Raw genomic sequence first — 23582 nt, 5'->3', positions numbered from 1 at the left:
TCCGGCCCGTGGCTAGACCAGCGCCGCGGTGCGGCGGCGGGACCCGCCCGGGGCCGCGTCGCCCGCCGCGATGCCGGTGCTGCGGTACGCCTTGACGGCCTTGCCCGCGGGGCGTCCGCCGCGCCGGTCCAGCCAGTCGACGCGCACCCACAGCAGCGCGTCGTCGGCACGCTCGCGCCGCCCGAGCCAGGCGGCCTTGAGCCGCAGCCCCGTCCCCCAGCCGGCGAGCAGCAGGCCGGCGGCGGCGGGCACCACGAAGGAGCTGCCGAGCGCGGCCACGAAGGCGAGCAGCAGCCACCAGCGGTGACCGCGTCGCCAGGTGCGGACGGTCACCGCCCGGTCCTGGAGCACGTCCTGCTTGCCGGCCCGGGCGGCGCCGCGGCCGAGCGCGGTGATCCGCCTGCGGCCGCGCCACCCCACCACGGCGACGGCGACGATGAAGAGCGCGGCCCCGGCCAGCACCCCGATCCGCCGTCCGGTGAGGCCGGGCACCAGGACCCCGACCCCCGCCGCGAACACCCCGCACCACCACAACGGCGCGGCTCCGGCCCGTACGACGACGGCCACCCGAGCCAGCCCCTGCCCTCCGCGCGCCACGTCCGCCTCCTGGTCTCTCCGGCTCAGTCTCGTGACCGCTCAGACTAGTGAGCGAACGTGAGACGAGTCTGAGAGAACGAGGCGGAGAAGACGGGCGGGACCTACTCCACGAAGAGCCCCCGTGCCGCCGCCCGCGCGTCGAACTCCTCCAGCCGGGCCTGCGCGTCGGGCAGGTGGTCGCACATCGCCTCCAGCAGCACCCGCCCGAGCAGCATCGGCGCGCACGCCGTGTCGAAGGCGAGGCCGGTGCCGACGGCGGCCGGCAGCAGCAGGTCGGAGACCTTGGCGACCGGCGCGAACGCGGAGTCGGCGACCGTCACCACGCTCAGCCCGGCCTCCCGGGCGTAGGCGAGGGTGTCGACGACCTCGCGCGGATGCCGGGGCAGCGCGAAGCAGAGCAGGGCCGAGGCGCCGGCCCGCACGGCGGCGTCGATCCGGTCGTGGATCATCGTGCCGCCCTCGTTCAGCAGCCGTACGTCCGGATGGACCTTGGCGGCGAAGTAGGCGAACCCGTACGCCTGGGAGGCGGCGGCGCGCAGTCCGAGCACGGGAAGCGGGCGGGAGGCCGCCAGCAGCCGGCCCGCCCGCTGCACCGGCCGGGGATCGGCGAGCAGTTCGGCGAGGTGCTTCAGGTTCTCGATCTCGGCCTCGACGGCCTGCTGGTACTCGTTGTACGAGGCCGGCCCGGCCGTCTGTTCGGCGGGGGCGACCTCGCGCAGGTGCTTGCGCAGGGCGGGATAGCCGTCGAAGCCGAGCGCGACCGCGAAGCGGGTCACCGACGGCTGGCTGACGCCCGCGAGCTCGGCCAGCTCCACGCTGGACAGGAACGGCACGTCGGAGGCGCGCCGCACCATGCTGTGCGCGATGCGCCGCTGGGTGGGTGTCAGCCGGTGCCCCTCGAAGAGCGCCTGCAACCGAGCGGCGGGACTGTCCGGCACACCGGCACCCGACGTCACGGGATCCGCCACCCCTGGACCCGACGTCCCTGTACCCGACGTCCCTGTACCCGACGTCCCTGCATCCGACGTCCCTGCATCCGGAATCCCCGGACCGGCCGCTCCCTCACCGATCTCCGTCTCCGCGCTCATGCCCCGCTCCCCCTCCAGATGTCCGTGAACCGGTCCAGCAGCCCGGCCGCCGCCCGCACGTCGTCCGTGAGCGGCCGGTCGGCCTGTTCCGCGTCGAGCACCGCTTCGGCCAGCTCCAGCGCCCGCCCGGCCAAAAGCCCCGGTTCGGGCCGCAGCTCGCGCTGGCGCAGCGCCCGTACGGCGGCGACGAGTTCACAGCCGACGACGAGACGGTACGCGGCACAGGCGCGCAGTGTCTGCCGGGCGGCGAGCGAGGCGAAACTGGCCTGTTCCTCGACGCCCCGGGAGAGTACAGCGTGGCCGAGGGAGGCGGGGGCCGAGAAGGCCCGCAGGTCACCGAGGGCGGCCGCGGCGGCGTACTCCAGGATCATCACGCCCGAGGAGGCGGGTTCGGGGTCGGCGAGGAAGGGGCGCAGCCGGGTGTAGGCCGGTTCGTTCAGGGTCGAGAGGCGGGAGGTGGACAGCCGGGCCACCTGGGTCAGCGCCAGCCTGAAGTGGTCCAGGGCGAGGGCGAGTTGGGCCTGGTAGAAGCCGCCGTGGTGGTAGGCGGTCATGTCCTCGGGGGAGATGAGCGGGTTCTCGGCGGCGGCGTTGATCTCGATGCCGACCACTTCCTCCAGGGCGTCGGCGGCGTCGTGCGCGGGCCCGTGGATCTGGGGCAGGCAGCGGAAGCCGTAGGGGTCCTGGATCCTGCCGAGGGGTGGTGTGGGCCGGTCCTGCGCGCCGATCAACTCCCGCATACGGCGGGCGACCTCGATGGAGCCGCGGTGCGGGCGGGCGGCGTGCACGGGAGCGGCGTACGCCTCGTGCGAGCCGTCGACGGCGAGCAGGGAGAGCGCGGCGACGACCTGGGTGGCCTCCAGGAGTCCGCGCAGTTCGTGCAGGGCGAGGGCGGACTGGCCGAGGGTGAGGGCGTTGCTGCTGATGAGCGCGAGGGCGTCGTTGTTGTCGAGCTGCTGCGGTTCGGGGGCCCCGGTGCCGCGCCACGGGTGCTCCCCCACCAGCGCGAGCCCGACCTGTGCCAGCGCGGCCAGGTCGCCGGTCCCCACCGAGCCGAACTCGTTGACGACCGGATACGCCCCGTTCTCCAGCGCCTCGCACAGCGCCGTGACGACGCCCGGCCGCAGGCCGGCGCCGCCGGCGAGCAGTTGGTTGGCGCGGACGGCGAGCATGGCCCGGACCTGCCGGGCGGGCAGTTCCTCGCCGATGGCGCCGGCGTGGCTGCGCAGCAGCCGCAGGCCGTGTTCGGCGGCCGCCTCGGTGGGCACGTCCTCGTTCCGGTTGGCGCCGACCCCGGTGGAGCGGCCGTAGACGCGGCCGGTGGCGGCGATCCGGCGGGCGGCGTCCCAGGACTCGGCCATCCGCTTCGTCGCCTCGGTGCCGGGGACCGGGCGGGCGGCCCGGTCGGCGAGGCGCGCGACGTCCGCGACGCCGAGGGCTATCCCGTCGAGAACGACGAGACCGGAGCCCACTCCAGAAGAGGTGTCCACCATCCGAGACGACATAAGGCTACGAACTCCCCTCAATCGGACATTCGATCTTGCCTGGCGGTCATCCGTTACCTCGGATTAACACCGAACCGTTGACAAGCTATTCATCTACCGAGAACTCTGCATGACGTTATACAGCCGGGCAAGGGACAACTCATGATCCAGTTCGACGCGGTCCACAAGCGCTTCCCCAACGGCACGACAGCAGTCCACGATCTCTCCCTCCACATGCCGGAGGGCGGCGTGACCGTGCTGGTCGGTTCCTCCGGTTGCGGCAAGACGACCACCCTGCGGATGATCAACCGCATGGTCGACCCGACCTCCGGGACGATCGAGGTCAACGGCAAGGACGTCACCCGCCAGGACGCGGCCGAACTGCGCCGCTCCATCGGGTACGTCATCCAGCAGTCGGGGCTCTTCCCGCACCGCACGGTGCTCGACAACATCGCCACCGTGCCGCTGCTGCTGGGCCACGGCCGCCGCCGGGCCCGCGCCCGCGCGGCCGAACTGCTGGAGACCGTCGGCCTCTCCGCCGACTCCGGCAAGCGCTACCCGCACCAGCTCTCCGGCGGCCAGCAGCAGCGCGTCGGAGTGGCCCGCGCGCTCGCCGCCGACCCGCCGGTACTCCTCATGGACGAGCCGTTCGGCGCCGTCGACCCGGTGGTCCGCGCCCAACTCCAGGACGAACTGCTCAGGCTCCAGAAGGAGTTGAGCAAGACCATCGTCTTCGTCACGCACGACATCGACGAGGCCGTCCGCCTCGGCGACCAGATCGCCGTGTTCCGCACCGGCGGCCACCTGGTCCAGTGCGCCTCGCCCGCCGAGCTGCTCGCCCGCCCGGCCGACGACTTCGTGGCCGACTTCCTCGGCGCCGAGCGCGGTCTGAAGCTGCTCTCGCTGAAGACCCTCGCGGACGTCCCGCAGGGCCCGGCCCCCGAGGGCGGCGCCTGGACCCTCGTACTCGACGAGGCCCGCAAGCCGCTGCACTGGACGCCCACGGCCAAGGACTCCGCCGGACCCGCCGTGCCCGTACGCCCCCTCAGGGACGGCGACTCCCTGCTGTCGGCGCTCAACGAGTCGGTCGCCTCCCCCGCCGGGCTCGTCGCCCGCGTCGACGCGGCCGGCGTCCTCACCGGCGTCACCTCCCGCGACGACATCCACACCCACGCGGGCCAGGCCCACACCGAGGCACGGGTGGTGGCCGCATGACCATCGACTGGTCCTGGATATCGAGCCACACCGACGACCTGACCACCCTCACGATCTCCCACCTCCAGGCCGCCCTGACCGCCGTCCTCCTCGGCCTGCTGATCAGCCTCCCGCTCGCGGTGCTCGCCCACCGGGTCCGCCCCCTGCGCGGCTTCCTGCTCGGCCTCTCCAACGTGCTGTTCACGATCCCGTCGATCGCGATCTTCGTTCTGCTGCTGCCGATCAGCGGCCTGACCCGCACCACCACCGTCATCGGCCTGACCGTGTACACCCTGGTCGTGCTGCTGCGGAACACGGTCGAGGGCCTCGACTCGGTGCCCGCGAAGACCAAGGAGGCGGCCAAGGCGATGGGCACGCGCCCCCTGCGCACGCTCCTCACCGTCGAGTTCCCGCTCGCGCTCCCCGTGATCATGGCGGGCGTCCGCATCGCCACGGTCATGTCGATCTCCCTGGTCTCCGTCGCCACCTACATCGGTGACGGCGGTCTCGGCCAGCTCTTCACCGACGGCTTCCAGCGCAACTTCCCGACGCCGGTGATCGCGGGAGTGGTCCTCACGATCCTCCTCGCGGTCGTCGCCGACGCGGCCCTGGTGGGCGTCCAGTACCTCCTCACCCCGTGGAAGAGGCGGCGAGCCTGATGTACGAACTGATCAAGAACCTCGGCGGCTGGCTGACCAGCGGCACCCAGTGGTCCGGCTCGGACGGCATCGCGCACCGCCTCGCCGAACACCTCCAGTACTCGCTGCTGGCCACCCTCATCGCGGCCGCGATCGGCCTCCCCCTCGGCCTGCTGATCGGCCACACCGGCCGGGGCGCGTTCGTCGCGATCAACCTGGCCTCCTTCGGCCGCGCGCTGCCGACCGTCGGCCTGGTCGTCCTCGTCTTCCTGGCCGGCGGACTGTCGATGCTGCCGGTCTACGTCGCGCTGGTCGCCCTCGCGGTGCCGTCGATCGTCACCAACACCTACGCCGGGATGACGGCCGTCGACCCGGACGTGAAGGACGCGGCCCGCGGCCAGGGCATGCGCGGCCACCAGGTCCTGTTCCAGGTGGAGCTGCCGCTGGCCCTCCCGCTGATCATGACGGGCCTGCGCCTCGCGCTCATCCAGGTCGTCGCCACGGCCACGATCGCCGCGTACGTCTCCTTCGGCGGGCTCGGCCGCTACGTCTTCGACGGCCTCGCCCAGCGCGACCTCGTCCAGGTGCTCGGCGGCGCGGTCCTGGTCGCCGCCGTCGCCATCGTCCTGGACCTGGCGCTCTCCGGCCTCCAGCGCCTCCTCTTCCTCCCCCACTCTCGGCTCCGCTCGAGCGGGGGGACCCCCACCCGCCCCGCACAGACCGCCTAGGAAGTCAGCGAAATGAACCGACGCACGATCCTCGGCGGCCTGTTCGCGGCCGCGACCGTCCCCGCCCTGACCTCCTGCGCGAGCGGCATCACCTCCCTCGACAACGAGGGCGCCACCTCCGGTGGCGGCGGCTCCAGCAAGGACGGGGTCACCATCGGCACCGCCAACTTCACCGAGAACCAGGTGCTGGGCTACCTCTACGCGGCCGTCCTGGCGGCGGCCGGCGTGAAGGTGAAGGTGCGCCCCAACCTCGGCACCCGCGAGATCGTCTTCCCCGCCCTGAAGAGCGGCGACATCGACCTCCTGCCCGAGTACCAGGGCGCCCTCCTCACCTACCTCGACCCGAAGGCGTCGGAGACGGAGGAGGGCGCGATGCAGAACGACATCACCATCGCCCTGCCCGCCGGCCTCCAGGTCCTGCCGTACGGCGTCGCCGAGGACGCGGACGCCTTCGCGGTCACCCGGGAGACGGCGAAGAAGTACGGCCTGACCTCCCTCGCCGACCTGGCGAAGCTGAACGGCAAGCTCGTCATCGGCGCCGCCCCCGAGGTGAAGACCCGCCGCGTCGGCGCGGTCGGCCTCAAAGAGGTGTACGGCGTCGAGTTCAAGGAGTTCAAGTCGCTGGACTCCTCCGGTCCGCTGGTCAAGGGCGCCCTGAAGAAGGGCGATGTCGACGTGGCGAACCTCTTCACCACCGACACCGACATCCTGGACAACGGCTGGGTGGTGCTCACCGACCCGAAGAACCTCATCCCCGGCCAGCACATCGTCCCGCTCATCGCCGACCGCAGGGCCGACTCCACCGTCCGCAAGGCCCTCGCGAAGCTGGGCAACGTCCTCACCACCACCCAGCTCACCGAGCTCAACCGCCAGGTGGACAAGGACAAGAAGGACCCCGAGGACGTGGCGAACGCGTACGCGAAGCAGCACGGGCTGACGAAGTAGGCCCCGCCCGGTGGGCCCGCCCCACCGCGGACAGGGGGGCTATCCCCAGTGCGGCGACCGTCCCCGCTCCCTAGCCTGGTCGCACGACGGGACGGGAGACCACCATGGAAGCGCGGGACACGGACCTCAAGAAGGACCTCGACGCCACCCTTCAGACCCGCAGGGAGCTGGGCGAGGAGTACGAGTCCGCGCTGGTGGACTCGTTCCTGGAGAAGGTCGACCAGCGCATCGACGGCGCGGTGGAGCGCCGGGTGCGGCGGCAGTTCGCGGAGCAGCAGATGGTGGCGGCCCGGGACGCCCGCTCGCCCGGGGCGACGGACTCGTGGGGCGAGCGCTTCGGCTTCGGCATCGTCTCGCTGGTGCTGGCGATCCCGCTGTCCGCGATCGGCGCGGGCACCGCGCACCTGCCCGGCCTGATCGTCTCCTGGGTGGGCATCGTCGGCGTCAACGTGGTCCAGGCCGCCCGCTCCCACCCCGGTCTCTTCGGCATGCGTCGCCGCTCCTCGAAGGACGGCGACTGGGCGGAGTGACCCGGGCCCGGCCGGGGCCGGGGGTCACGCCTGCCGGGTCGGCAGCACCATGATCTGCCGCAGGTTGACGTGCCGCGGACGGCTGGTCGCGTAGGCGACGACGTCGGCGATCTCGGCCGGGGACAGCCCGCCGATGGCGTCGAACATGCCGTCCAGCTGCCCGGCCAGCTCGGCGTTGTCCAGGTGGGTCGCCAGCTCGGTCTCCGTCAGCCCCGGCTCCACGTTGGTGACCCGCACGTCACGCGGCCCGAACTCGATGCGCAGGGCCTGGGAGAGATAGGTGACGGCCGCCTTGGTGGCGCCGTACACCCCGTAGTTCGGGAACGCGATGTGCGCGGCGATGGACGAGACGTTCACCAGGTCCGCGGGCCGTCCCTCGGCGGCGGCGCCCACCAGGTCCCCGGTGAAGGCCCGGATCACCCGCAGCACCCCGGTGACGTTGGTGTCGAGCATCCGCCGCCACTCGTCGATCCGGCCGTCGTCGACGGGGTTCGGCAGCATCACGCCGGCGTTGTTGACGACCAGGTCGACGTTCCCGTAGGCAGCGCGGATCGTGGCCGCGGCCGCGTCCACCGACGCGTCGTCGGTGACGTCGGCGACGACGGCCAGGGCCTCGCCCCCGTCGGCGCGGATCTTCTCGACGGCCGCCTCCAGCCGGTCCCCGCGCCGGGCGAGCAGCGCGACCCGGGCACCCGAGGCGGCGAGCAGGGCGGCGGCGGCCTCACCGATACCGCTGGCGGCACCGGTGACGACGGCGGTACGCCCGGCCAGGCTCGCGTAGTGATTCCCGTACTGGTTCTGCTCCTGGCCCTGGCCCTGGTTCTGGTTCTGGCCCTCGTGCGACATCCGTTGCTCCTGGAAAGGCGGGCCGGGGCGGTTCCCCGGCGGCACGCACCACCCTCGCCGTCCGCGTCCCCGCTACCCAGGGATGCGCTTTTCCTGGGTCTGCCAGTACCAGGTTCACAGCCCGCCGCTCCCCTACCATCGAACGCATGGACGGGGACCTTGGAGATTTTCTGCGCTCGCGCCGCGCCCGCATCCAGCCGGAGGAGGTCGGACTGCCCTCGCACGGGCGCCGGCGCGTACCCGGTCTGCGTCGCGAGGAGGTGGCGCAGCTGGCCGGAGTGAGCGTCGACTACTACATCCGCCTGGAGCAGGGCAGGGGCCCCGGAGACCCCTCCCGGACGAAGTCCGGGGGAGTCAGCGACGCGGTCCTGGACGCCGTGGCGCGCGTACTGCGCCTGGACGACACGGAGCACGCCTATCTGCACGCCGTCGCCCGCCCCCGCAAGCAGGTCGGGCGACCGGCCGCGCTCCGCGTCCGCGCGGGCGTCCAGGCGCTGCTCGACAGCATGGAACGCACCCCGGCCTTCGTGCTGGACCAGCGGATGGACGTGCTGGCGTGGAACGCGCTCGCCGACGCGGTCTTCGGCTACAGCCGCACCGGACCCGAGGACCGCAGCATCCCGCGGCACGTCTTCCTCGACCCCGGCTCCCACGACTTCTACCCGGAGTGGTCCGCGGTGGCCGTCCAGTGCGTCGCGCATCTGCGGATGCTGGCGGGCCATCACCAGGACGACCGGCGGCTGACCGCTCTGGTCGGGGAACTCTCCCTGAAGAGCGAGGACTTCCGCCGGCTGTGGGCCGATCATCCGGTCCGGGAGTGCGCGTACGGGGTGAAGCGGATCCAGCACCCGGTCGCGGGCCTGCTGACCTTCCCCTACGAGACGCTGGCGGTCTCGGCGAACCCGGACCAGTCGCTGCTGGTCTACACCCCGGAGGCAGGCTCCGAGACGGAGGAGCGGCTGCGGCTGCTGGGCAGCTGGAAAGCGACCCCGGTGCGGACAACGCCTTAGGGCCTGTCCGATGGACAGGCCCTGAGGGAGGAAGCTTGCGCGAGGACCGCCGCACCCCCGTTGCCGGGGGGCGGGACGACGGCGGTCCCCGCGAGGGACGCGGGCCGGGTCAGGCCGGGCTTGCGCGTCCATGGCGTCGGTGGAGGTCCGGGAGCCGCTCCGGAGGTCCGTGACGCCGTTTGGGTGCCGGTGGGGCGGGGAGCCGCTCCCGCCCTTCCGACACCCACAAATATGCCGGACGCGTGTTAACCGAGTGCTGCGTCGACGTGACACCCTCGTACCACTTCCGCGAAGTCCACCACTTCGGTAGGCAAACGGAAGTTCAGCGCCCGCAGGGGCCGTTCACCGGAGGTTTCCCCGAGGTTTCGACCCCTGCCCCCAGGAAGTCACTTCCAGGAAGTCGCTCCTAGGAAGTCACTTCCCGCCCTTGGCCAGGAAGGCCAGCAGGTCCTGGCGGCTGACGACCCCGGTCGGCTTGCCCTCGACGAGGACGATCGCCGCGTCCGCGGTGCCGAGCACGGACATCAGGTCGCCGACCGGCTCACCGGAGCCGACCTGCGGCAGCGGGGCGGACATGTGCTTCTCCAGCGGGTCGTCGAGGGAGGCCCGCTGGGTGAACAGCGCGTCCAGCAGCTCCCGCTCCACGACCGACCCGACGACCTCGGCGGCCATGACGTCCGGGTGACCGGCGCCGGGCTTCACGATCGGCATCTGGGAGACGCCGTACTCGCGCAGCACCTCGATGGCCTGGCCGACGGTCTCGTCCGGGTGCATGTGGACGAGGGACGGGATGGCGCCGTGCACCTTGTCGTTGAGGACGTCGGCGACGCGGGCGCTGGGACCCTCGTCCTCGAGGAAGCCGTAGTCGGCCATCCACTCGTCGTTGAAGATCTTGCTCAGGTATCCGCGACCGCTGTCGGGCAGCAGGACGACCACGACGTCGTCCGGGCCGAGCCGCTCGGCGACGCGCAGGGCGGCCACCACGGCCATCCCGCAGGAGCCGCCGACCAGCAGGCCCTCCTCCTTCGCCAGCCGCCGGGTCATCTGGAAGGAGTCCTTGTCGGACACCGCGACGATCTCGTCGGCGACGGTCCGGTCGTAGGCGGTCGGCCAGAAGTCCTCGCCGACGCCCTCGACGAGGTAGGGCCGCCCGGACCCGCCGGAGTACACGGAGCCCTCGGGGTCGGCGCCGACCACCTGGACCCGGCCCTCGCTGGCGTCCTTCAGATAGCGCCCGGTCCCGGAGATGGTGCCACCGGTGCCGACGCCGGCGACGAAGTGGGTGATCCGCCCCTCCGTCTGCTCCCACAGCTCAGGGCCGGTGGAGTGGTAGTGGGAGAGCGGGTTGTTCGCGTTGGAGTACTGGTCCGGCTTCCACGCGCCCGGCGTCTCCCGCACCAGCCGGTCGGAGACGTTGTAGTACGAGTCCGGGTGCTCGGGGTCCACGGCGGTGGGGCACACGACGACCTCGGCGCCGTACGCCCGCAGCACGTTGATCTTGTCGGTGCTCACCTTGTCGGGGCACACGAAAATGCACTTGTACCCCTTCTGCTGCGCCACGATGGCCAGCCCGACCCCGGTGTTTCCGCTGGTCGGCTCGACGATCGTGCCGCCGGGCAGGAGCTCCCCGCTCTTCTCCGCCGCCTCGATCATGCGCAGGGCGATGCGGTCCTTCACGGAACCGCCCGGGTTGAAGTACTCCACCTTGGCCAGGACGGTCGCGTGGATGCCCTTGGTCACGCTGTTGAGCTTCACCAGCGGGGTGTTGCCGACGAGGCTGATCATCGAGTCGTGGAATTGCACCGTTGTCTCCGGTTGCTTGCAAAAACAGTGGTCGTAGTGGTGACGCCAGGGTACGGCCCGGGCGACGGCCGGGTCGGCAGGTTCACTCCTGGTTGAGATTGGGCGACGGTCCGTACGGGGCAAGGAGTGGGTGTACGGACACGAGGAGGTGGCGTCGAGGCATGACGAGCATGTCGAGGGCGAGAGTGGCCCGGCGCATCGCGGCCGGCGCGGCCTACGGCGGCGGCGGCATCGGACTGGCCGGGGCGGCGGCGGTCGGGCTGGTGCTGGCGGAGGTGCACCTGGCGCGGCGGCAGGTGAACAACGGGGCGCATCCGCACGTCCCCCAGGCGGACGGCCGCTACGGCCTCGCCTACGACGCACCCGGGCCCGGCAAGGAACCCCTGCGTCTGACGATGCTGGGCGACTCCACGGCCGCCGGTCAGGGCGTCCACCGCTCCGGGCAGACCCCGGGAGCACTGCTGGCCGCGGGCCTGGCGGCGGTCGCCGAACGGCCCGTGGAACTGCGCAACGTGGCGCTCCCGGGCGCCCAGTCCGACGATCTCGACCGCCAGGTCGCGCTGGTCCTCGGCGACTCCGATCAGGCGCCCGACGTCTGCGTGATCATGATCGGCGCGAACGACGTGACCCACCGGATGCCGGCCACCCGCTCGGTCCGCCACCTGTCCTCGGCGGTACGACGGCTGCGCACGGCCGGCGCCGAGGTCGTCGTCGGCACCTGCCCCGACCTGGGCACGATCGAGCCGGTCCAGCAGCCGCTGCGCTGGCTGGCCCGCCGGGCCTCCCGCCAGCTGGCGGCCGCCCAGACGATCGGCGCCGTCGAGCAGGGCGGCCGCACGGTCTCCCTGGGCGACCTGCTGGGCCCCGAGTTCGAGGCCAACCCGCGCGAGCTGTTCGGTCCCGACCACTACCACCCCTCGGCGGAGGGGTACGCGACGGCGGCGATGGCGATACTCCCCACGGTCTGCGCGGCCCTCGGCCTCTGGCCGGCGGAGGAGGAACGCCCGGACGTCTCCCGGCGCGAGGGTTTCCTGCCGGTGGCCCGAGCAGCGGCGGAAGCGGCGTCCGAGGCCGGCACCGAGGTGGCCGCGGCGATGCCGACGGGCCCCCGGGGCCCCTGGGCCCTGCTGAAGCGCCGCCGGAGGCGGCGGGTATCAGAAGCGGAGCCGACGACCCCCACCAGCACATCAGGAGTCTGATCCCCCCACCCCCGGGCGCCCCCCAACCTCCCACCCACCCGGGGCCCGGCCCACCGGCCTGTTCGGGGCCCGGCCACCGGCCGGGCCTGCCCTTCCAGCCCGTCCGGGGTCCGGCTTGCAGCCCATCCGGGCGGGGTCCGGCGTTCCCCCCTGTGCCCGTCCGGGCGGGATCCGGCCTCCCAGCCCCGCGCCTGTCCGGGGGCCGCCCCTCCAGCCCGTGCGGGCGGAGTCCGGCCTTCCGGTCTCTGCCCGTCCGGGGTCCGGCCTTCCGGCCCGCGCTCCTCCGGAGGTCCGCCTTCCAGCCCCTCCAGGCGGGCCCTGCCCTTCCAGCCCGTCCGGCGTTTGAGGACGAGGCCCCTTCAGGGCCGATGGGGGGTCTGGGGGGCACAGCCCCCCAGGGCCGCCGACACGTGCACCCACCCGTACATCCCCCGCCAACCGCCGGAGGCCAAAGCAAGCGCTTAGTAAATTGCGGTCAGGGTCACACCGCCACCCCCGTGACCCAGCCCATACGTACAGGTAACTTCCCAGACAGCCCCGCCCGTACGAACCCCTCGCCAATGGAGCCGTGATGCCCGAAGCAGTCATCGTCTCGACCGCCCGCTCACCCATCGGCCGCGCTTTCAAGGGCTCCCTGAAGGACCTGCGCCCGGACGACCTCACCGCCACGATCATCCAGGCGGCCCTCGCCAAGGTTCCCGAGCTGGACCCGCGGGACATCGACGACCTGATGCTCGGCTGCGGCCTGCCCGGCGGCGAGCAGGGCAACAACCTCGGCCGCATCGTGGCGGTGCAGATGGGGATGGACCACCTCCCCGGCTGCACGATCACCCGCTACTGTTCCTCGTCCCTCCAGACCAGCCGGATGGCCCTGCACGCCATCAAGGCCGGCGAGGGCGACGTCTTCATCTCGGCCGGCGTCGAGCTGGTCTCCCGGTTCACCAAGGGCAACTCCGACAGCCTGCCGGACACCCGCAACCCGTTCTTCGCCGACGCCGAGGCCCGCACCGCGGCCGTCGCCGCGCAGGAGGGCACCACCTGGCACGACCCGCGCGAGGACGGCCTCGTGCCGGACGCGTACATCGCGATGGGCCAGACCGCCGAGAACCTGGCCCGCCTCAAGGGCGTCACCCGCCAGGACATGGACGAGTTCGGCGTCCGCTCGCAGAACCTCGCCGAGGAAGCCATCAAGAACGGCTTCTGGGAGCGGGAGATCACCCCGGTGACGCTGCCCGACGGCACGGTCGTCAGCAAGGACGACGGTCCGCGCGCCGGCGTCACGCTGGACGGCGTCCAGGGCCTGAAGCCGGTCTTCCGTCCCGACGGCATGGTCACCGCCGCCAACTGCTGCCCGCTGAACGACGGCGCCGCCGCGGTCGTCGTCATGAGCGACACGAAGGCCCGCGAGCTCGGCCTCACCCCGCTCGCCCGCATCGTGTCGACCGGCGTCTCCGGCCTGTCCCCGGAGATCATGGGCCTCGGCCCGGTCGACGCATCGAACCAGGCCCTGCGCCGGGCCGGTCTCACCATCGACGACATCGACCTGGTCGAGATCAACGAGGCGTTCGCCGCGCAGGTGATCCCGTCCTACCGCGACCTGAACATCCCGCTGGAGAAGCTGAACGTCAACGGCGGCGCGATCGCGGTCGGCCACCCCTTCGGCATGACGGGCGCCCGCATCACCGGCACGCTCATCAACTCCCTCCAGTTCCACGACAAGCAGTTCGGTCTGGAGACGATGTGCGTCGGCGGCGGCCAGGGCATGGCCATGGTCATCGAGCGCCTGAGCTGATCACCCGGGCGCAGGCCCCCAACAGGGTCCCTGCGTAACCGGTTCAGCACCTGCGGTGACGGATCGGCCCGGAGTCCGGAAAGCCCCTGGACTCCGGGCCGTTTTGTGATCCAATCTCCCCCAGGATGTGACCTATCTCCCTCGCCGGAGGGATTTACCCAGCTCAGCGCGGTTCGCCATCAAACTCCAGGCCCAAACTCCTGCCCGTTTCGTGACGTTACGCACTGACAGGTGGATAGTCCACCCTTCAAGCTGATGTAGGAAGTCGGGGGTCGACTTTGAACCGGGAGTACGTCAGTGAGCGCCATGCCGATCGCGTTGCTGGTCACCACGGCCGCCACGGGCGCCGTGGGCGTCGCCGTCCTGCGCACCCTCTTGCAGTTGCGCCGACAGGTCGCCGCCCTGCACGCCCAGCTCGCCAAGGACGCCAGGAACGCCGAGGAGACCGCCGCGGAACTGCGCGGCTTCGTCCCGGCCGCCCGCACCACGGCCGACGCGGCCGAGATACGCGCCGCCGTGGCCGAGGCGCTCGCTGAGGAGCGGGAGCGGGAGCTGGCCGAGGCGCGCGCGTTCTGGGCCGCCCAGGAGGCTCGTGACGCCTCCGACGCGCCCTCCCTGCTGGGTCTCCCGGACAGTGAGCTGTTCCTGCCCCGCCAGAGCGACTTCGTGGGCCTGGAGCCGCTGGAGTCCGTGTCCGAGCCGGGCGCGGACGCCGACGAGTTCGCCGGGGACTCCGCCGAACTGGCCGCGGCCCGCCGCCGTCATCCGTCCCACCCCGACTTCGTACCGGTCCAGTCACCGATCGTGAACGACCACGAGCGCACGGTGGCGACGCTCGAGGAACTGGCCGCGTCCCGGATCGAGCTGACCGACGTCCGCCCGGGGCCGCTCGGCACCCTCGACGTCTACGTGTTCGCCGACGGCACCACCCTGTGCATGACCCCGGGCCACCGCGAGACGGCGGAACGCCTCGCCTCGGCCCTCACCGCGGGCGAGACCCCGTTCCTGCTGGGCGGGTCGGGCATCTCGGGCGCGTACACCCTGACGTTCCAGTGCGGCGCGGAGAACGTCTACATCCTGGCCGACCGGGTCATAGCGAGCCTGTGAGGCTCACACGCCCGCCCGCTTCTGCGCCTGCGCCACCAACTCCAGAGCTTCCTCGACCTGGCCCTCGTCCGTGAGTACGAGGGCCAAGTCGTGCACCGCGACGGTGATTTGATCGGCGGCGGCGAACATCCCGGCGTCCGGCATCTCGCGCGGCAGCGCTCCGGGCTCCTCGATGAGCTGCGCGCGCCGGACCAGCTCCCTGGCCAGCGCCAGCGCCTCCGTGGCCGCGCCTCGTTGGAGTCGGCTCTGCGAGGCGGCGCGCAGACGATCGGCGAAGTGGTCCACCGCACGGGTCAGGGACGTCGTATCAGCCACGCCGCGAGACTACGCGTCGCACCGGCACTGTTGCCAACGGGCGAACACTCAGGCACGGTGACCTGAAGGACCGGCTTACATCCCCTTTGCTACCGGAGGCGCCGATGTCCCATGTCCTCTCCGAGGAGACCCACCGCAACATACTGGCCCGCATCCCCCATTGCACCGGTCGTGAAGTCGCCGACTGGCTGCGCACCGTCGACGAAGGCCCCGCTCTCCGCTTCGAGGAGAAGGTCAGCTGGCTGCGCGCCGAGCACAACCTCGCGTACGGCCACGCCAAGGCGATCATCCACGAGTACGACCTGAGGAGGGCCGCGCGCAAACTCCTCTAGCGCGCACGCGACACACCACCCTACGGACACGGAGAAGGGCCCCGGGATCAAGTCCCGGGGCCCTTCTCGCTGTCCGGGCGGTTGGCCGCCCGGTCGCTCAGTCGCTGTTGAGGATCGAGAGGAGTCGCAGGAACTCCATGTAGATCCACACCAGCGTCAGCGTGAGGCCGAAGGCGGCGAGCCAGGCCTCCTCGCGCGGGGCGCCGTACGCGATGCCGTCCTCGACCTGCTTGAAGTCCAGGGCCAGGAAGCAGGCGCCGAGCAGGATGCCGATGACGCCGAACACGATGCCGAGCGGCCCGCTGCGGAAGCCGAGGCCGTCGCCGCCGCCGAAGACGGTGAACAGCAGGTTCACGGCCATCAGCAGGACGAAGCCGAGCGCGGCGGCCATCACGAAGCCGTAGAAGCGGCGGTTGACGCGGATCCAGCCCGCCTTGTACGCCACGAGCACACCGGCGAAGACCGCCATCGTGCCCATCACGGCCTGGGCGACGACGCCGTCCGCGATGTACGTGGAGACCGCGCTGGAGATCACGCCGAGAAAGACGCCCTCGAGGGCGGCGTACGACAGGATCAGCGCGGGGGCCGCGCGACGCTTGAACGACTGGACCAGGGCCAGCACCATGGCGACCAGGCCGGCGCCGATGGCGATGCCGTACGACTTGCCGATGTTGGCCTCGTCGACGGGCAGCAGCACCCAGGACAGCACCGCGGTGAGGACGACGAGGCCGAGCGTGGTCGCGGTGCGCGCGACGACGTCGTCCATGGTCATCCGGCCGGCGGCGGCCGGGGCCTGCGGCGGGGCGCCGTACTGAAGGTCCTGCTGGGCGTAAGGGTTCTGCGCGTACGGGTTGCCGGCCTGCTGGGCGTAGGGATTGCCCTGCTGCGTGCCGACTGCGGGTCCCCCGGCCTGCGGCGCGGCGTTGAAGCCCGCGTAGCCGTTGTCGCGGCTGAACCCCCGTCGCGAGAAGACCGGGTTTCTGCTCCTCATTGCACTCCTCCGTGGCCACACTGCGCGGCCTTGAGCTCAAGGGTAATAGGTAGGCAAAGGATTGACCCTAGTGCTTGGGGAGGATCTTTCCCTGTTGCTGCTGCCCAACACGCTACGTGGCGTCGTGATTCCCGGCACAGGAGGGCCGTATTCATGACCGATCCGCGACATGTCCGGTACCCCGCGGAGACCGGACGGGCCCGGACGGGCCCGTCCGGGCCCTTGACGGGACCCGCCGTCCGATCACCCGAACGGGAAGCCGGTGTACGCCTCGGCCAGGTCGGTCTCGGCGGCCCGGGAGGAGGCGATCCGCTCCAGACGGGCCAGCTGGAGCCGGTCCTCGAAGGGGGTGGCGTCGGGGGCGCGGTGCAGGAGGGTGGTCATGTCGTACGAGAACCGCTCGGCCTGCCACACGCGCCGCAGACAGGTCGCGGAGTAGGCGTCCAGGAGAGCGGCGGACCCCGTCTCCCGCTGGTGCGTCAGCGCCCGCGCGAAGGTGACGACGTCGCCGACGGCGAGGTTCAGGCCCTTCGCCCCGGTCGGCGGCACGATGTGGGCCGCGTCCCCGGCGAGGAAGAGCCGGCCGTGCCGCATGGGCTCGTGCACGTAGGAGCGCATGGGGGTGACCGACTTCTGGGTGATCGCCCCGCGCTCCAGCTTCCAGTCGTCGTCGGTCTCGAAGCGGCGCTCCAGCTCGTCCCAGATCTCCTCGTCGGCCCATCGCTGCGCGTCCGTGCCCTCGGGCACCTGGAGGTAGAGGCGGGAGACGGACGGGGAGCGCATGGACAGCAGTGCGAAGCCGCGGTCGTGGCGGGCGTAGACGAGCTCGTCGTGCGAGGGCGGCACGTCGGCGAGGATGCCGAGCCAGCCGAAGGGGTACGTCCGCTCGAAGACGCGGGTCGACGCGGCCGGGATCGCCTGCCGGGCGACGCCCCAGAAGCCGTCGCAGCCGACGACGTAGTCGCACTCGAGGACGTCCTCGACGCCCTCGTGGCGGAAGCGGATCCGCGGGTGGTCGGTGCCGGCGTCCTCGACGGCGAGCGCCTCCGCCTCGAACAGCAGCGGGCCGCCGTCCGCGAGCTGGAGCGCTATGAGGTCCTTGCACACCTCGGTCTGCGCGTAGACCATCACCGACCGGCCGCCGGTGAGGGCGGGGAAGTCGACGCGGTGACGCTGCCCGGCGAACCGCAGCTCTATGCCGTCGTGGGGCAGCCCCTCGCGGTCCATGCGCTCCCCGGCGCCGGCCGCGCGCAGCACGTCCACCGTCCCCTGCTCCAGGATCCCGGCGCGCTGGCGCTGCTCGACGTAGGCGCGGTCGCGGCTCTCCAGCACGACGGAGGCGATGCCCGCGTCGTGGAGCAGCCGGACGAGGAGGAGGCCGGCGGGGCCGGCGCCGACGATGCCGACGGTGGTGCGCATCGGGCGCTCCCTTCACTGTTCGCAAAGTGAAGTTTTCTTCACTGTATTGGCACGTGAGTCTGCGCCCCCGCCCACCGGGTGTCAACGGCCGGATCGGCGGATCGGATGGAGGGGCGGAGCGGAGGGGACGGGTGGAGACGAGGCGGGAGCCGGCCGTCGCGGCGGTCAATGCCTCGATGGAGGATGCAGCGATCGCCGAGACGTCGGAAGTGCCCAGAGCCGGACTTGAACCGGCACGCCCGCGAAGGGGCAGCGAGGTTTAAGCTCGCCGTGTCTGCATTCCACCATCTGGGCAGGCCTGAGGGCTCCGTTTGAGCTTCCGACCCTATCGGGATCCGTCCCTCGAACAGCGGAGCAGCGGACCGATGTTGTCTTATTTTATTGACGTCTGAGGGTGCATCAGCACCTGGAACTAGCCATCTGCACTTGCCAGTAGCCTCGCGCGTGGCAACCGCTTGCGTACACGGAATGACGGAATTTCACCGTCCGAACGAGGTTGCTCCACCGGTTCTTGACGACCCGGCTCTCAGGGACCGACGTCATCCCCAGGTATGACGGGGCGGCCCACCGTCCGACCCGAGGCTGCCTTCGGAACCGGAACAGCGGTTGACTACACGGCCGTCGGCGGCCGGGACGATGGATCCAAGTCCCCAGACATGCCGTCGTCCCGTCAGGAGCCATGCCCGTGACCACCAGCCCCCTCGCAGAGCGGACCACCGCCGTGGCCGCACGCGCCACGGACCTGTCGAAGATCTACGGACAGGGCGAGACCCAGGTGGTCGCTCTGGACCGGGTCTCGGTCGACTTCCGGCAGGCCGAGTTCACCGCGATCATGGGGCCGTCCGGCTCCGGCAAGTCCACCCTGATGCACTGCGTGGCGGGCCTCGACAGCTTCTCCTCCGGCTCCGTGCGCATCGGCGACACCGAGCTCGGCACGCTGAAGGACAAGCAGCTCACCAAGTTGCGCCGGGACAAGATCGGGTTCATCTTCCAGGCGTTCAACCTGCTGCCGACGCTGACGGCGATCGAGAACATCACGCTCCCGATGGACATCGCGGGCCGCAAGCCGGACAAGGAGTGGCTGGAAAAGGTCATCCGGATGGTGGGGCTCGCCGACCGGCTGAGCCACCGGCCCTCGCAGCTCTCCGGCGGCCAGCAGCAGCGGGTCGCCGTCGCCCGCGCCCTCGCCTCCCGGCCCGACATCATCTTCGGCGACGAGCCGACCGGAAACCTCGACTCGCGCTCGGGCGCCGAGGTGCTGGGCTTCCTGCGCAACTCGGTGCGGGAGCTGGGGCAGACGGTGGTGATGGTGACCCACGACCCGGTGGCGGCGGCCTACGCGGACCGGGTGATCTTCCTCGCGGACGGGCGGATCGTCGACGAGGTGTACGACCCGACGGCCGACTCGGTGCTCGACCGGATGCTGCGCCTTTCCGGGGGAAACCCCCAGACCCCCGAGTCCGACGCCAAGGGCCGCACCAGCTGATCCCCGACCGGGACCGACCGCTCGGCGACGAGCAGGACTGAGAAGACGACACCCATGTTCCGAACCGCCTTGCGCAACGTACTCGCGCACAAGGCCCGGCTCCTGATGACCGTGCTCGCCGTGATGCTCGGCGTGGCCTTCGTGTCGGGGACCCTGGTCTTCACCAACACCCTCTCCGGCGCCCTCCAGAAGAGCTCCGCCAAGGGCTTCGACCAGGTCGACGTCGCCGTCACCGCCGAGGTCCAGGAGGACGTCGGCGACCGCATCGTCAAGACGCCCGAGCTGACCCAGGCGCTGCTGGAGCGGAGCGCGAAGGTGCCGGGCGCCGCGTCCGCCATCGGCGTCGTCAACGGCTTCACCGCCATAGCCGACCGGGACGGCAAGCTCATCGGCGGCGGCTTCCAGTCGCAGGGCGGCAACTACTGGGGCGACGAGGACGCCCGGTACCCGCTCGCCTCGGGGCACGCCCCGAGCGGCGCGGGCGAGGTCGTCATCGACTCGAAGACCGCCGAGCGGGCCGGGTACGAGGTCGGCGACACCGTACGGCTCTCCGTCGACGGCCCCGTCCTCACCCCGAAGATCACCGGCGTCTTCACCACCGACGACGGCAATGTCGCGGCCGGCGGCAGCCTCGCCCTGTTCGACACGGCGACCGCGCAGACGCTCTTCGGCAAGACCGGCACCTACGACGAGATCGACGTCCGGGCCGCCGCCGGGACCTCGCAGAGCGCGCTGAAGTCCGCGCTGGACACCGCCCTGCCGAAGGGCGAGGTCGAGACCGTCACCGGGAAGCAACTCGCCGACGACCAGGCGGAGACGATCTCCGCCTCGATGAGCGGGATGAAGCAGGGACTGCTCGTCTTCGCCGGGATCGCGCTGTTCGTCGGCACCTTCATCATCGCCAACACCTTCACCATGCTGGTCGCCCAGCGCACCAAGGAACTCGCCCTGATGCGGGCCGTCGGCGCCTCCCGCCGGCAGGTCACGCGGTCGGTGCTGATCGAGGCGTTCGTCGTCGGCGCGGTCGCCGGGGTGACCGGTCTGGTCGCGGGCATCGGCATCGGGGCCGGGCTGCGCTCGCTGCTGGGGACGCTGGGGGCGACCGTCCCCGACGGACCGCTCGTCGTCTCGGGCGGCACGGTCGCCGCCGCCCTCGTCGTCGGCGTCGTCATCACCATGCTGGCGGCCTGGCTGCCCGGCCGTCGGGCCGCGAAGATCCCGCCGGTCGCCGCGATGAGCAGCGTGCACGCCCCCGCGAGCACCAAGTCGCTGGTGCTGCGCAACACGCTGGGCGCGCTGTTCTCGGCGGCGGGCGTCGCCGTGGTCCTGGCCGCGACGTCGATGAGCGGTTCCGACGGCCAGGCCCCCATGGGCATCGGCGCGGTCCTGCTGATCATCGGCGTCTTCATCCTGACCCCGCTGCTGTCCCGCCCGCTGATCGCGGCCGCCGCGCCCGTCCTGCGGATCTTCGGGGTGTCCGGCAAGCTGGCCCGGCAGAACTCGGTGCGCAACCCGCGCCGTACGGCGGCCACGGCCTCCGCGCTGATGATCGGCCTGACCCTGATCACCGGCATGACGGTGATGGCGGGCAGCCTCCAGAAGTCCATCGACAAGATGGCGTCCTCCGCGATCAGGGCCGACTACGTCGTGTCGATGGCGAACGGCAACGAGCTCTCCGCCGGCATCGACGAGAAGCTGCGGGCCACCGACGGCGTGACCGCCACCAGCCCGATGCGCAACGCCCCCGGCCGGATCGACGGCACGACCGAGTACCTCACCGGCGTCACCGGCTCCACCATCGGCGCGCTGACCGACCTCGAGGTCGACGACGGCTCCTTCGAGGTGGACGGCGGCCAGGTCGTCGTCGACGACACCACCGCCGAGTCCCATGGCTGGAAGGCCGGTTCGTCCTTCACGGTGAACTACGAGGACGGCAAGAAGCAGCAGCTGACGGTCTCCGGGGTCTACGAGGGCAACGAGCTGATCGAGGGCATCCTGCTGGACAACGCCGCCCTCACCCCGCATCTGGCGGACCCGACCGACATGCGGGTCATGGTCAAGACGTCCGGCGGCGCCTCGGACGCCACGAAGGACCGGCTGGAGAAGGCCCTCGGCTCCAACCCGGCCATCAAGGTCCAGAGCAAGCAGGACCTCTCCGACGAGGTCGCGAAGATGTTCACGCTGATGCTGAACATGCTCTACGGGCTGCTCGCGATGGCCGTGATCGTCGCGGTGCTCGGTGTCATCAACACCCTGGCGATGTCGGTCTTCGAGCGGTCCCAGGAGATCGGCATGCTGCGGGCCATCGGCCTGGACCGGCGCTCGGTCAAGCGGATGGTCCGGCTGGAGTCCCTGGTGATCGCGCTCTTCGGCGGCGTGCTCGGCATCGGCCTGGGCGTGTTCTTCGGCTGGGCGGCCGGCGAGCTGCTCGGCACCCGCATGCCGACGTACGAACTGGTCGTGCCGTGGGCCCGGATGGCCGTCTTCCTGCTGCTGGCCGCCGGGGTGGGCATCCTGGCCGCGCTGTGGCCGGCCCGGCGGGCGTCGCGCCTGAACATGCTGGCCGCGATCAAGTCCGAGTAGCGAGCAGGGCAGGTCCGAGCAGAACAAGCCCGGTCGGGCCCCGTCGCGCGATGCGGCGGGGCCCCTCGCGCGTCGCGCGGCCGTCAGTTCCAGGTGCGGGCGCGCAGCGGCATCCCGGAGTCGCCCGAGCCGGGGGTCCGGACGGCCAGGACCTGGTTGACGCCGATCTGGTTGCGTTCGAAGGCGACGGCGGAGGCGGCCATGTAGAGCCGCCAGACCCGGGCGCGACCGGGGCTGGTGAGGTGGACGGCCCGCTCCCAGTCGGCCTCCAGGCGGGCGACCCAGCGGCGCAGGGTGAGGGCGTAGTGCTCACGGATCGACTCGACGTCACGGACCTCGAAGCCCGCGCGTTCGAGCTGGGTGACCGTGGTGCCGACGGGGGCGAGTTCACCGTCCGGGAAGACATAGGCGTCGATGAACGAGTCCACGCCGTACGCCGACTCGTCGCGGTGCGGACGGCGGGCGATCTGGTGGTTGAGCAGCCGGCCGCCGGGCCGCAGCAGCGCGAACAGGACGTGCGCGTACTCCAGGTACTTCTCGGAGCCGACGTGTTCCGCCATGCCGATGGAGGAGACCGCGTCGAACGGGCCGTCGGTGACGTCCCGGTAGTCCTGGACGCGGATCTCGACCCTGTCGGTCAGCCCGGCGTCGGCGACGCGCTTGCGGGCGAACGCCGCCTGCTCCTGGGAGAGGGTGATCCCGACGACGGTCGCACCGTGCTCGCGGGCCGCGTGGACGGCGAGGGAGCCCCAGCCGCAGCCGACGTCCAGCAGCCGCGACCCGGGTCTCAACTCCAGCTTGCGGCAGACGAGTTCGAGCTTGTCACGCTGGGCGAGTTCGAGGGTGCCGTCCCCGGACTCCCAGTAGGCGCACGAGTAGACCATGGACGGGCCGAGGACGAGCGCGTAGAAGTCGTTGCCGACGTCGTAGTGGTGGCTGATGGCGCGTCGGTCGGAGCCGCGGGTGTGGAGGTGGCCGGTCCGGCGGACCTCTTCACGCGGCGGGGCGGGCGGCAACGGCGGTCCGGCGAGTTTCAGCAGGCCGCGCACCGCCGAACGGAACGCGGGGTCGCGCAGTGCCTGCGCGAGCGTACGGGCGTCCTCGCCGCGCTCCCAGATCAGGCCGGAGAGCAGATCGAGAGCGGTGTACAGGTCCCCCTCGATCTCCAGGTCGCCGGCCACCCAGGCGCGGGCGAGGCCGAGTTCGCCGGGCTTGAAGAGGAGCCGGCGCAGGGCTCGGCGATTGCGTACGACCAGGGTGGGCGCATCGGGCGGACCCGCCTGCGAACCGTCCCAGGCGCGGACGCGCACCGGCAAGGGGGCTCCCAGCAACTGTTCGACGAGGGCATGGAGCCGCGGCGCGGCGTCAGCCATGATGCACACCTCCGTGACGGGTGATCCCGCAATGTCCTGACACCACGTAAACACGGAAGAGCGCGCGGTCCAGTCCCGCACGGCCGTCACGACTCGGCAAAATACATGTACACAGCATGCGT

The 23582-nt window shown here is 71.5% G+C and carries 21 protein-coding genes and 1 tRNA gene; 12 read left to right on the top strand and 10 right to left on the bottom strand.

The features are described 5' to 3' along the window. Nucleotides 1-12: 12 nt before the first annotated feature. From ACIRPU_RS27875 to ACIRPU_RS27865, 3 genes are all read right to left on the bottom strand, one after another. Nucleotides 13-597 carry a hypothetical protein gene (locus ACIRPU_RS27875; RefSeq protein ID WP_355704500.1) on the bottom strand — a complete coding sequence of 195 codons (585 nt, stop codon included), beginning with the start codon at nucleotides 595-597 and terminating at the stop codon, nucleotides 13-15. A 101-nt stretch (nucleotides 598-698) separates the two neighbouring features. Then, nucleotides 699-1685 (bottom strand): MurR/RpiR family transcriptional regulator, encoded by a 987-nt coding sequence (locus tag ACIRPU_RS27870; protein ID WP_403872027.1) that lies wholly within the window; start codon nucleotides 1683-1685, stop codon nucleotides 699-701. After that, entirely contained in the window at nucleotides 1682-3190 is a 1509-nt protein-coding gene (locus tag ACIRPU_RS27865) for an aromatic amino acid ammonia-lyase (RefSeq protein WP_403872025.1), read from the bottom strand. The genes ACIRPU_RS27870 and ACIRPU_RS27865 overlap by 4 nt, the downstream gene beginning before the upstream one ends. Nucleotides 3191-3331: 141 nt before the next feature. Here ACIRPU_RS27865 and ACIRPU_RS27860 point away from each other — a divergent pair, with 141 nt between their 5' ends. The 5 genes from ACIRPU_RS27860 to ACIRPU_RS27840 all read left to right on the top strand — a co-directional run bounded on the left by ACIRPU_RS27860 (nucleotide 3332) and on the right by ACIRPU_RS27840 (nucleotide 7204). Further along, nucleotides 3332-4384, top strand: a complete 1053-nt coding sequence (locus ACIRPU_RS27860; protein WP_355704497.1) for an ABC transporter ATP-binding protein — start codon at nucleotides 3332-3334, stop codon at nucleotides 4382-4384. Beyond that, nucleotides 4381-5022: an ABC transporter permease gene (locus tag ACIRPU_RS27855; protein WP_355704496.1), complete on the top strand. Its 642-nt coding sequence runs from the start codon at nucleotides 4381-4383 to the stop codon at nucleotides 5020-5022. Before ACIRPU_RS27860 ends, ACIRPU_RS27855 begins: the two co-directional genes overlap by 4 nt. Next, entirely contained in the window at nucleotides 5022-5729 is a 708-nt protein-coding gene (locus ACIRPU_RS27850; protein ID WP_403872022.1) for an ABC transporter permease, read from the top strand. Before ACIRPU_RS27855 ends, ACIRPU_RS27850 begins: the two co-directional genes overlap by 1 nt. A 12-nt stretch (nucleotides 5730-5741) precedes the next feature. Beyond that, nucleotides 5742-6674: an ABC transporter substrate-binding protein gene (locus tag ACIRPU_RS27845; RefSeq protein ID WP_403872020.1), complete on the top strand. Its 933-nt coding sequence runs from the start codon at nucleotides 5742-5744 to the stop codon at nucleotides 6672-6674. A gap of 104 nt (nucleotides 6675-6778) precedes the next feature. Beyond that, entirely contained in the window at nucleotides 6779-7204 is a 426-nt protein-coding gene (locus ACIRPU_RS27840) for a hypothetical protein (protein WP_403872018.1), read from the top strand. A gap of 24 nt (nucleotides 7205-7228) precedes the next feature. Here the strand turns inward: ACIRPU_RS27840 and ACIRPU_RS27835 are convergent, their stop codons facing one another. Continuing rightward, nucleotides 7229-8050, bottom strand: a complete 822-nt coding sequence (locus ACIRPU_RS27835; protein WP_403872016.1) for an SDR family oxidoreductase — start codon at nucleotides 8048-8050, stop codon at nucleotides 7229-7231. 146 nt (nucleotides 8051-8196) lie between these two features. Here ACIRPU_RS27835 and ACIRPU_RS27830 point away from each other — a divergent pair, with 146 nt between their 5' ends. After that, nucleotides 8197-9060 (top strand): helix-turn-helix transcriptional regulator, encoded by an 864-nt coding sequence (locus tag ACIRPU_RS27830; protein WP_403872014.1) that lies wholly within the window; start codon nucleotides 8197-8199, stop codon nucleotides 9058-9060. A gap of 414 nt (nucleotides 9061-9474) precedes the next feature. Here the strand turns inward: ACIRPU_RS27830 and ACIRPU_RS27825 are convergent, their stop codons facing one another. Continuing rightward, nucleotides 9475-10863 carry a cystathionine beta-synthase gene (locus ACIRPU_RS27825; protein ID WP_385566020.1) on the bottom strand — a complete coding sequence of 463 codons (1389 nt, stop codon included), beginning with the start codon at nucleotides 10861-10863 and terminating at the stop codon, nucleotides 9475-9477. A gap of 161 nt (nucleotides 10864-11024) precedes the next feature. Between ACIRPU_RS27825 and ACIRPU_RS27820 the strand changes: the two genes are divergently transcribed. From ACIRPU_RS27820 to ACIRPU_RS27810, 3 genes are all read left to right on the top strand, one after another. After that, nucleotides 11025-12062: an SGNH/GDSL hydrolase family protein gene (locus ACIRPU_RS27820; RefSeq protein ID WP_355704489.1), complete on the top strand. Its 1038-nt coding sequence runs from the start codon at nucleotides 11025-11027 to the stop codon at nucleotides 12060-12062. A 571-nt stretch (nucleotides 12063-12633) separates the two neighbouring features. After that, nucleotides 12634-13854 carry an acetyl-CoA C-acetyltransferase gene (locus ACIRPU_RS27815; protein WP_403872012.1) on the top strand — a complete coding sequence of 407 codons (1221 nt, stop codon included), beginning with the start codon at nucleotides 12634-12636 and terminating at the stop codon, nucleotides 13852-13854. Nucleotides 13855-14151: 297 nt separating this feature from the next. Further along, nucleotides 14152-14961 carry a hypothetical protein gene (locus ACIRPU_RS27810; RefSeq protein ID WP_403872010.1) on the top strand — a complete coding sequence of 270 codons (810 nt, stop codon included), beginning with the start codon at nucleotides 14152-14154 and terminating at the stop codon, nucleotides 14959-14961. A gap of 3 nt (nucleotides 14962-14964) precedes the next feature. On the opposite strand, the gene ACIRPU_RS27805 is transcribed toward ACIRPU_RS27810, so the two are convergent. After that, nucleotides 14965-15246, bottom strand: coding sequence for a hypothetical protein (locus tag ACIRPU_RS27805; RefSeq protein ID WP_384117057.1), 282 nt, complete (start codon nucleotides 15244-15246; stop codon nucleotides 14965-14967). Between the two features lie 134 nt (nucleotides 15247-15380). Between ACIRPU_RS27805 and ACIRPU_RS27800 the strand changes: the two genes are divergently transcribed. Further along, the gene (locus tag ACIRPU_RS27800) at nucleotides 15381-15608 is read left to right on the top strand and encodes a DUF4287 domain-containing protein (protein ID WP_020128488.1); all 228 of its coding nucleotides are present in this window, start codon (nucleotides 15381-15383) and stop codon (nucleotides 15606-15608) included. Nucleotides 15609-15705: 97 nt separating this feature from the next. Here the strand turns inward: ACIRPU_RS27800 and ACIRPU_RS27795 are convergent, their stop codons facing one another. The 3 genes from ACIRPU_RS27795 to ACIRPU_RS27785 form a co-directional block, all read right to left on the bottom strand. Further along, nucleotides 15706-16599 carry a Bax inhibitor-1/YccA family protein gene (locus ACIRPU_RS27795; protein WP_062645217.1) on the bottom strand — a complete coding sequence of 298 codons (894 nt, stop codon included), beginning with the start codon at nucleotides 16597-16599 and terminating at the stop codon, nucleotides 15706-15708. A gap of 243 nt (nucleotides 16600-16842) precedes the next feature. After that, on the bottom strand, nucleotides 16843-18018 hold the full coding sequence (locus tag ACIRPU_RS27790) for a 4-hydroxybenzoate 3-monooxygenase (RefSeq protein WP_403872007.1): 1176 nt from the start codon (nucleotides 18016-18018) through the stop codon (nucleotides 16843-16845). A gap of 210 nt (nucleotides 18019-18228) precedes the next feature. Next, nucleotides 18229-18312: transfer RNA gene (locus ACIRPU_RS27785), tRNA-Leu, on the bottom strand. 391 nt (nucleotides 18313-18703) lie between these two features. Here ACIRPU_RS27785 and ACIRPU_RS27780 point away from each other — a divergent pair. Next, nucleotides 18704-19504, top strand: a complete 801-nt coding sequence (locus tag ACIRPU_RS27780; protein ID WP_403872005.1) for an ATP-binding cassette domain-containing protein — start codon at nucleotides 18704-18706, stop codon at nucleotides 19502-19504. Nucleotides 19505-19558: 54 nt separating this feature from the next. Further along, nucleotides 19559-22087, top strand: a complete 2529-nt coding sequence (locus tag ACIRPU_RS27775; protein WP_403872003.1) for an ABC transporter permease — start codon at nucleotides 19559-19561, stop codon at nucleotides 22085-22087. An 83-nt stretch (nucleotides 22088-22170) separates the two neighbouring features. Here ACIRPU_RS27775 and ACIRPU_RS27770 read toward each other — a convergent pair whose 3' ends face one another. Then, the gene (locus tag ACIRPU_RS27770) at nucleotides 22171-23460 is read right to left on the bottom strand and encodes a class I SAM-dependent methyltransferase (protein WP_403872001.1); all 1290 of its coding nucleotides are present in this window, start codon (nucleotides 23458-23460) and stop codon (nucleotides 22171-22173) included. Between the last annotated feature and the right edge of the window lie 122 nt (nucleotides 23461-23582).

Origin of the sequence: Streptomyces sp. NPDC102259 (assembly GCF_044766465.1) — a bacterium.
Lineage (GTDB): Bacteria > Actinomycetota > Actinomycetes > Streptomycetales > Streptomycetaceae > Streptomyces.
The sequence above is the reverse complement of the archived record's forward strand: the minus strand, read 5'-3'. Positions and strand labels throughout refer to the sequence as shown.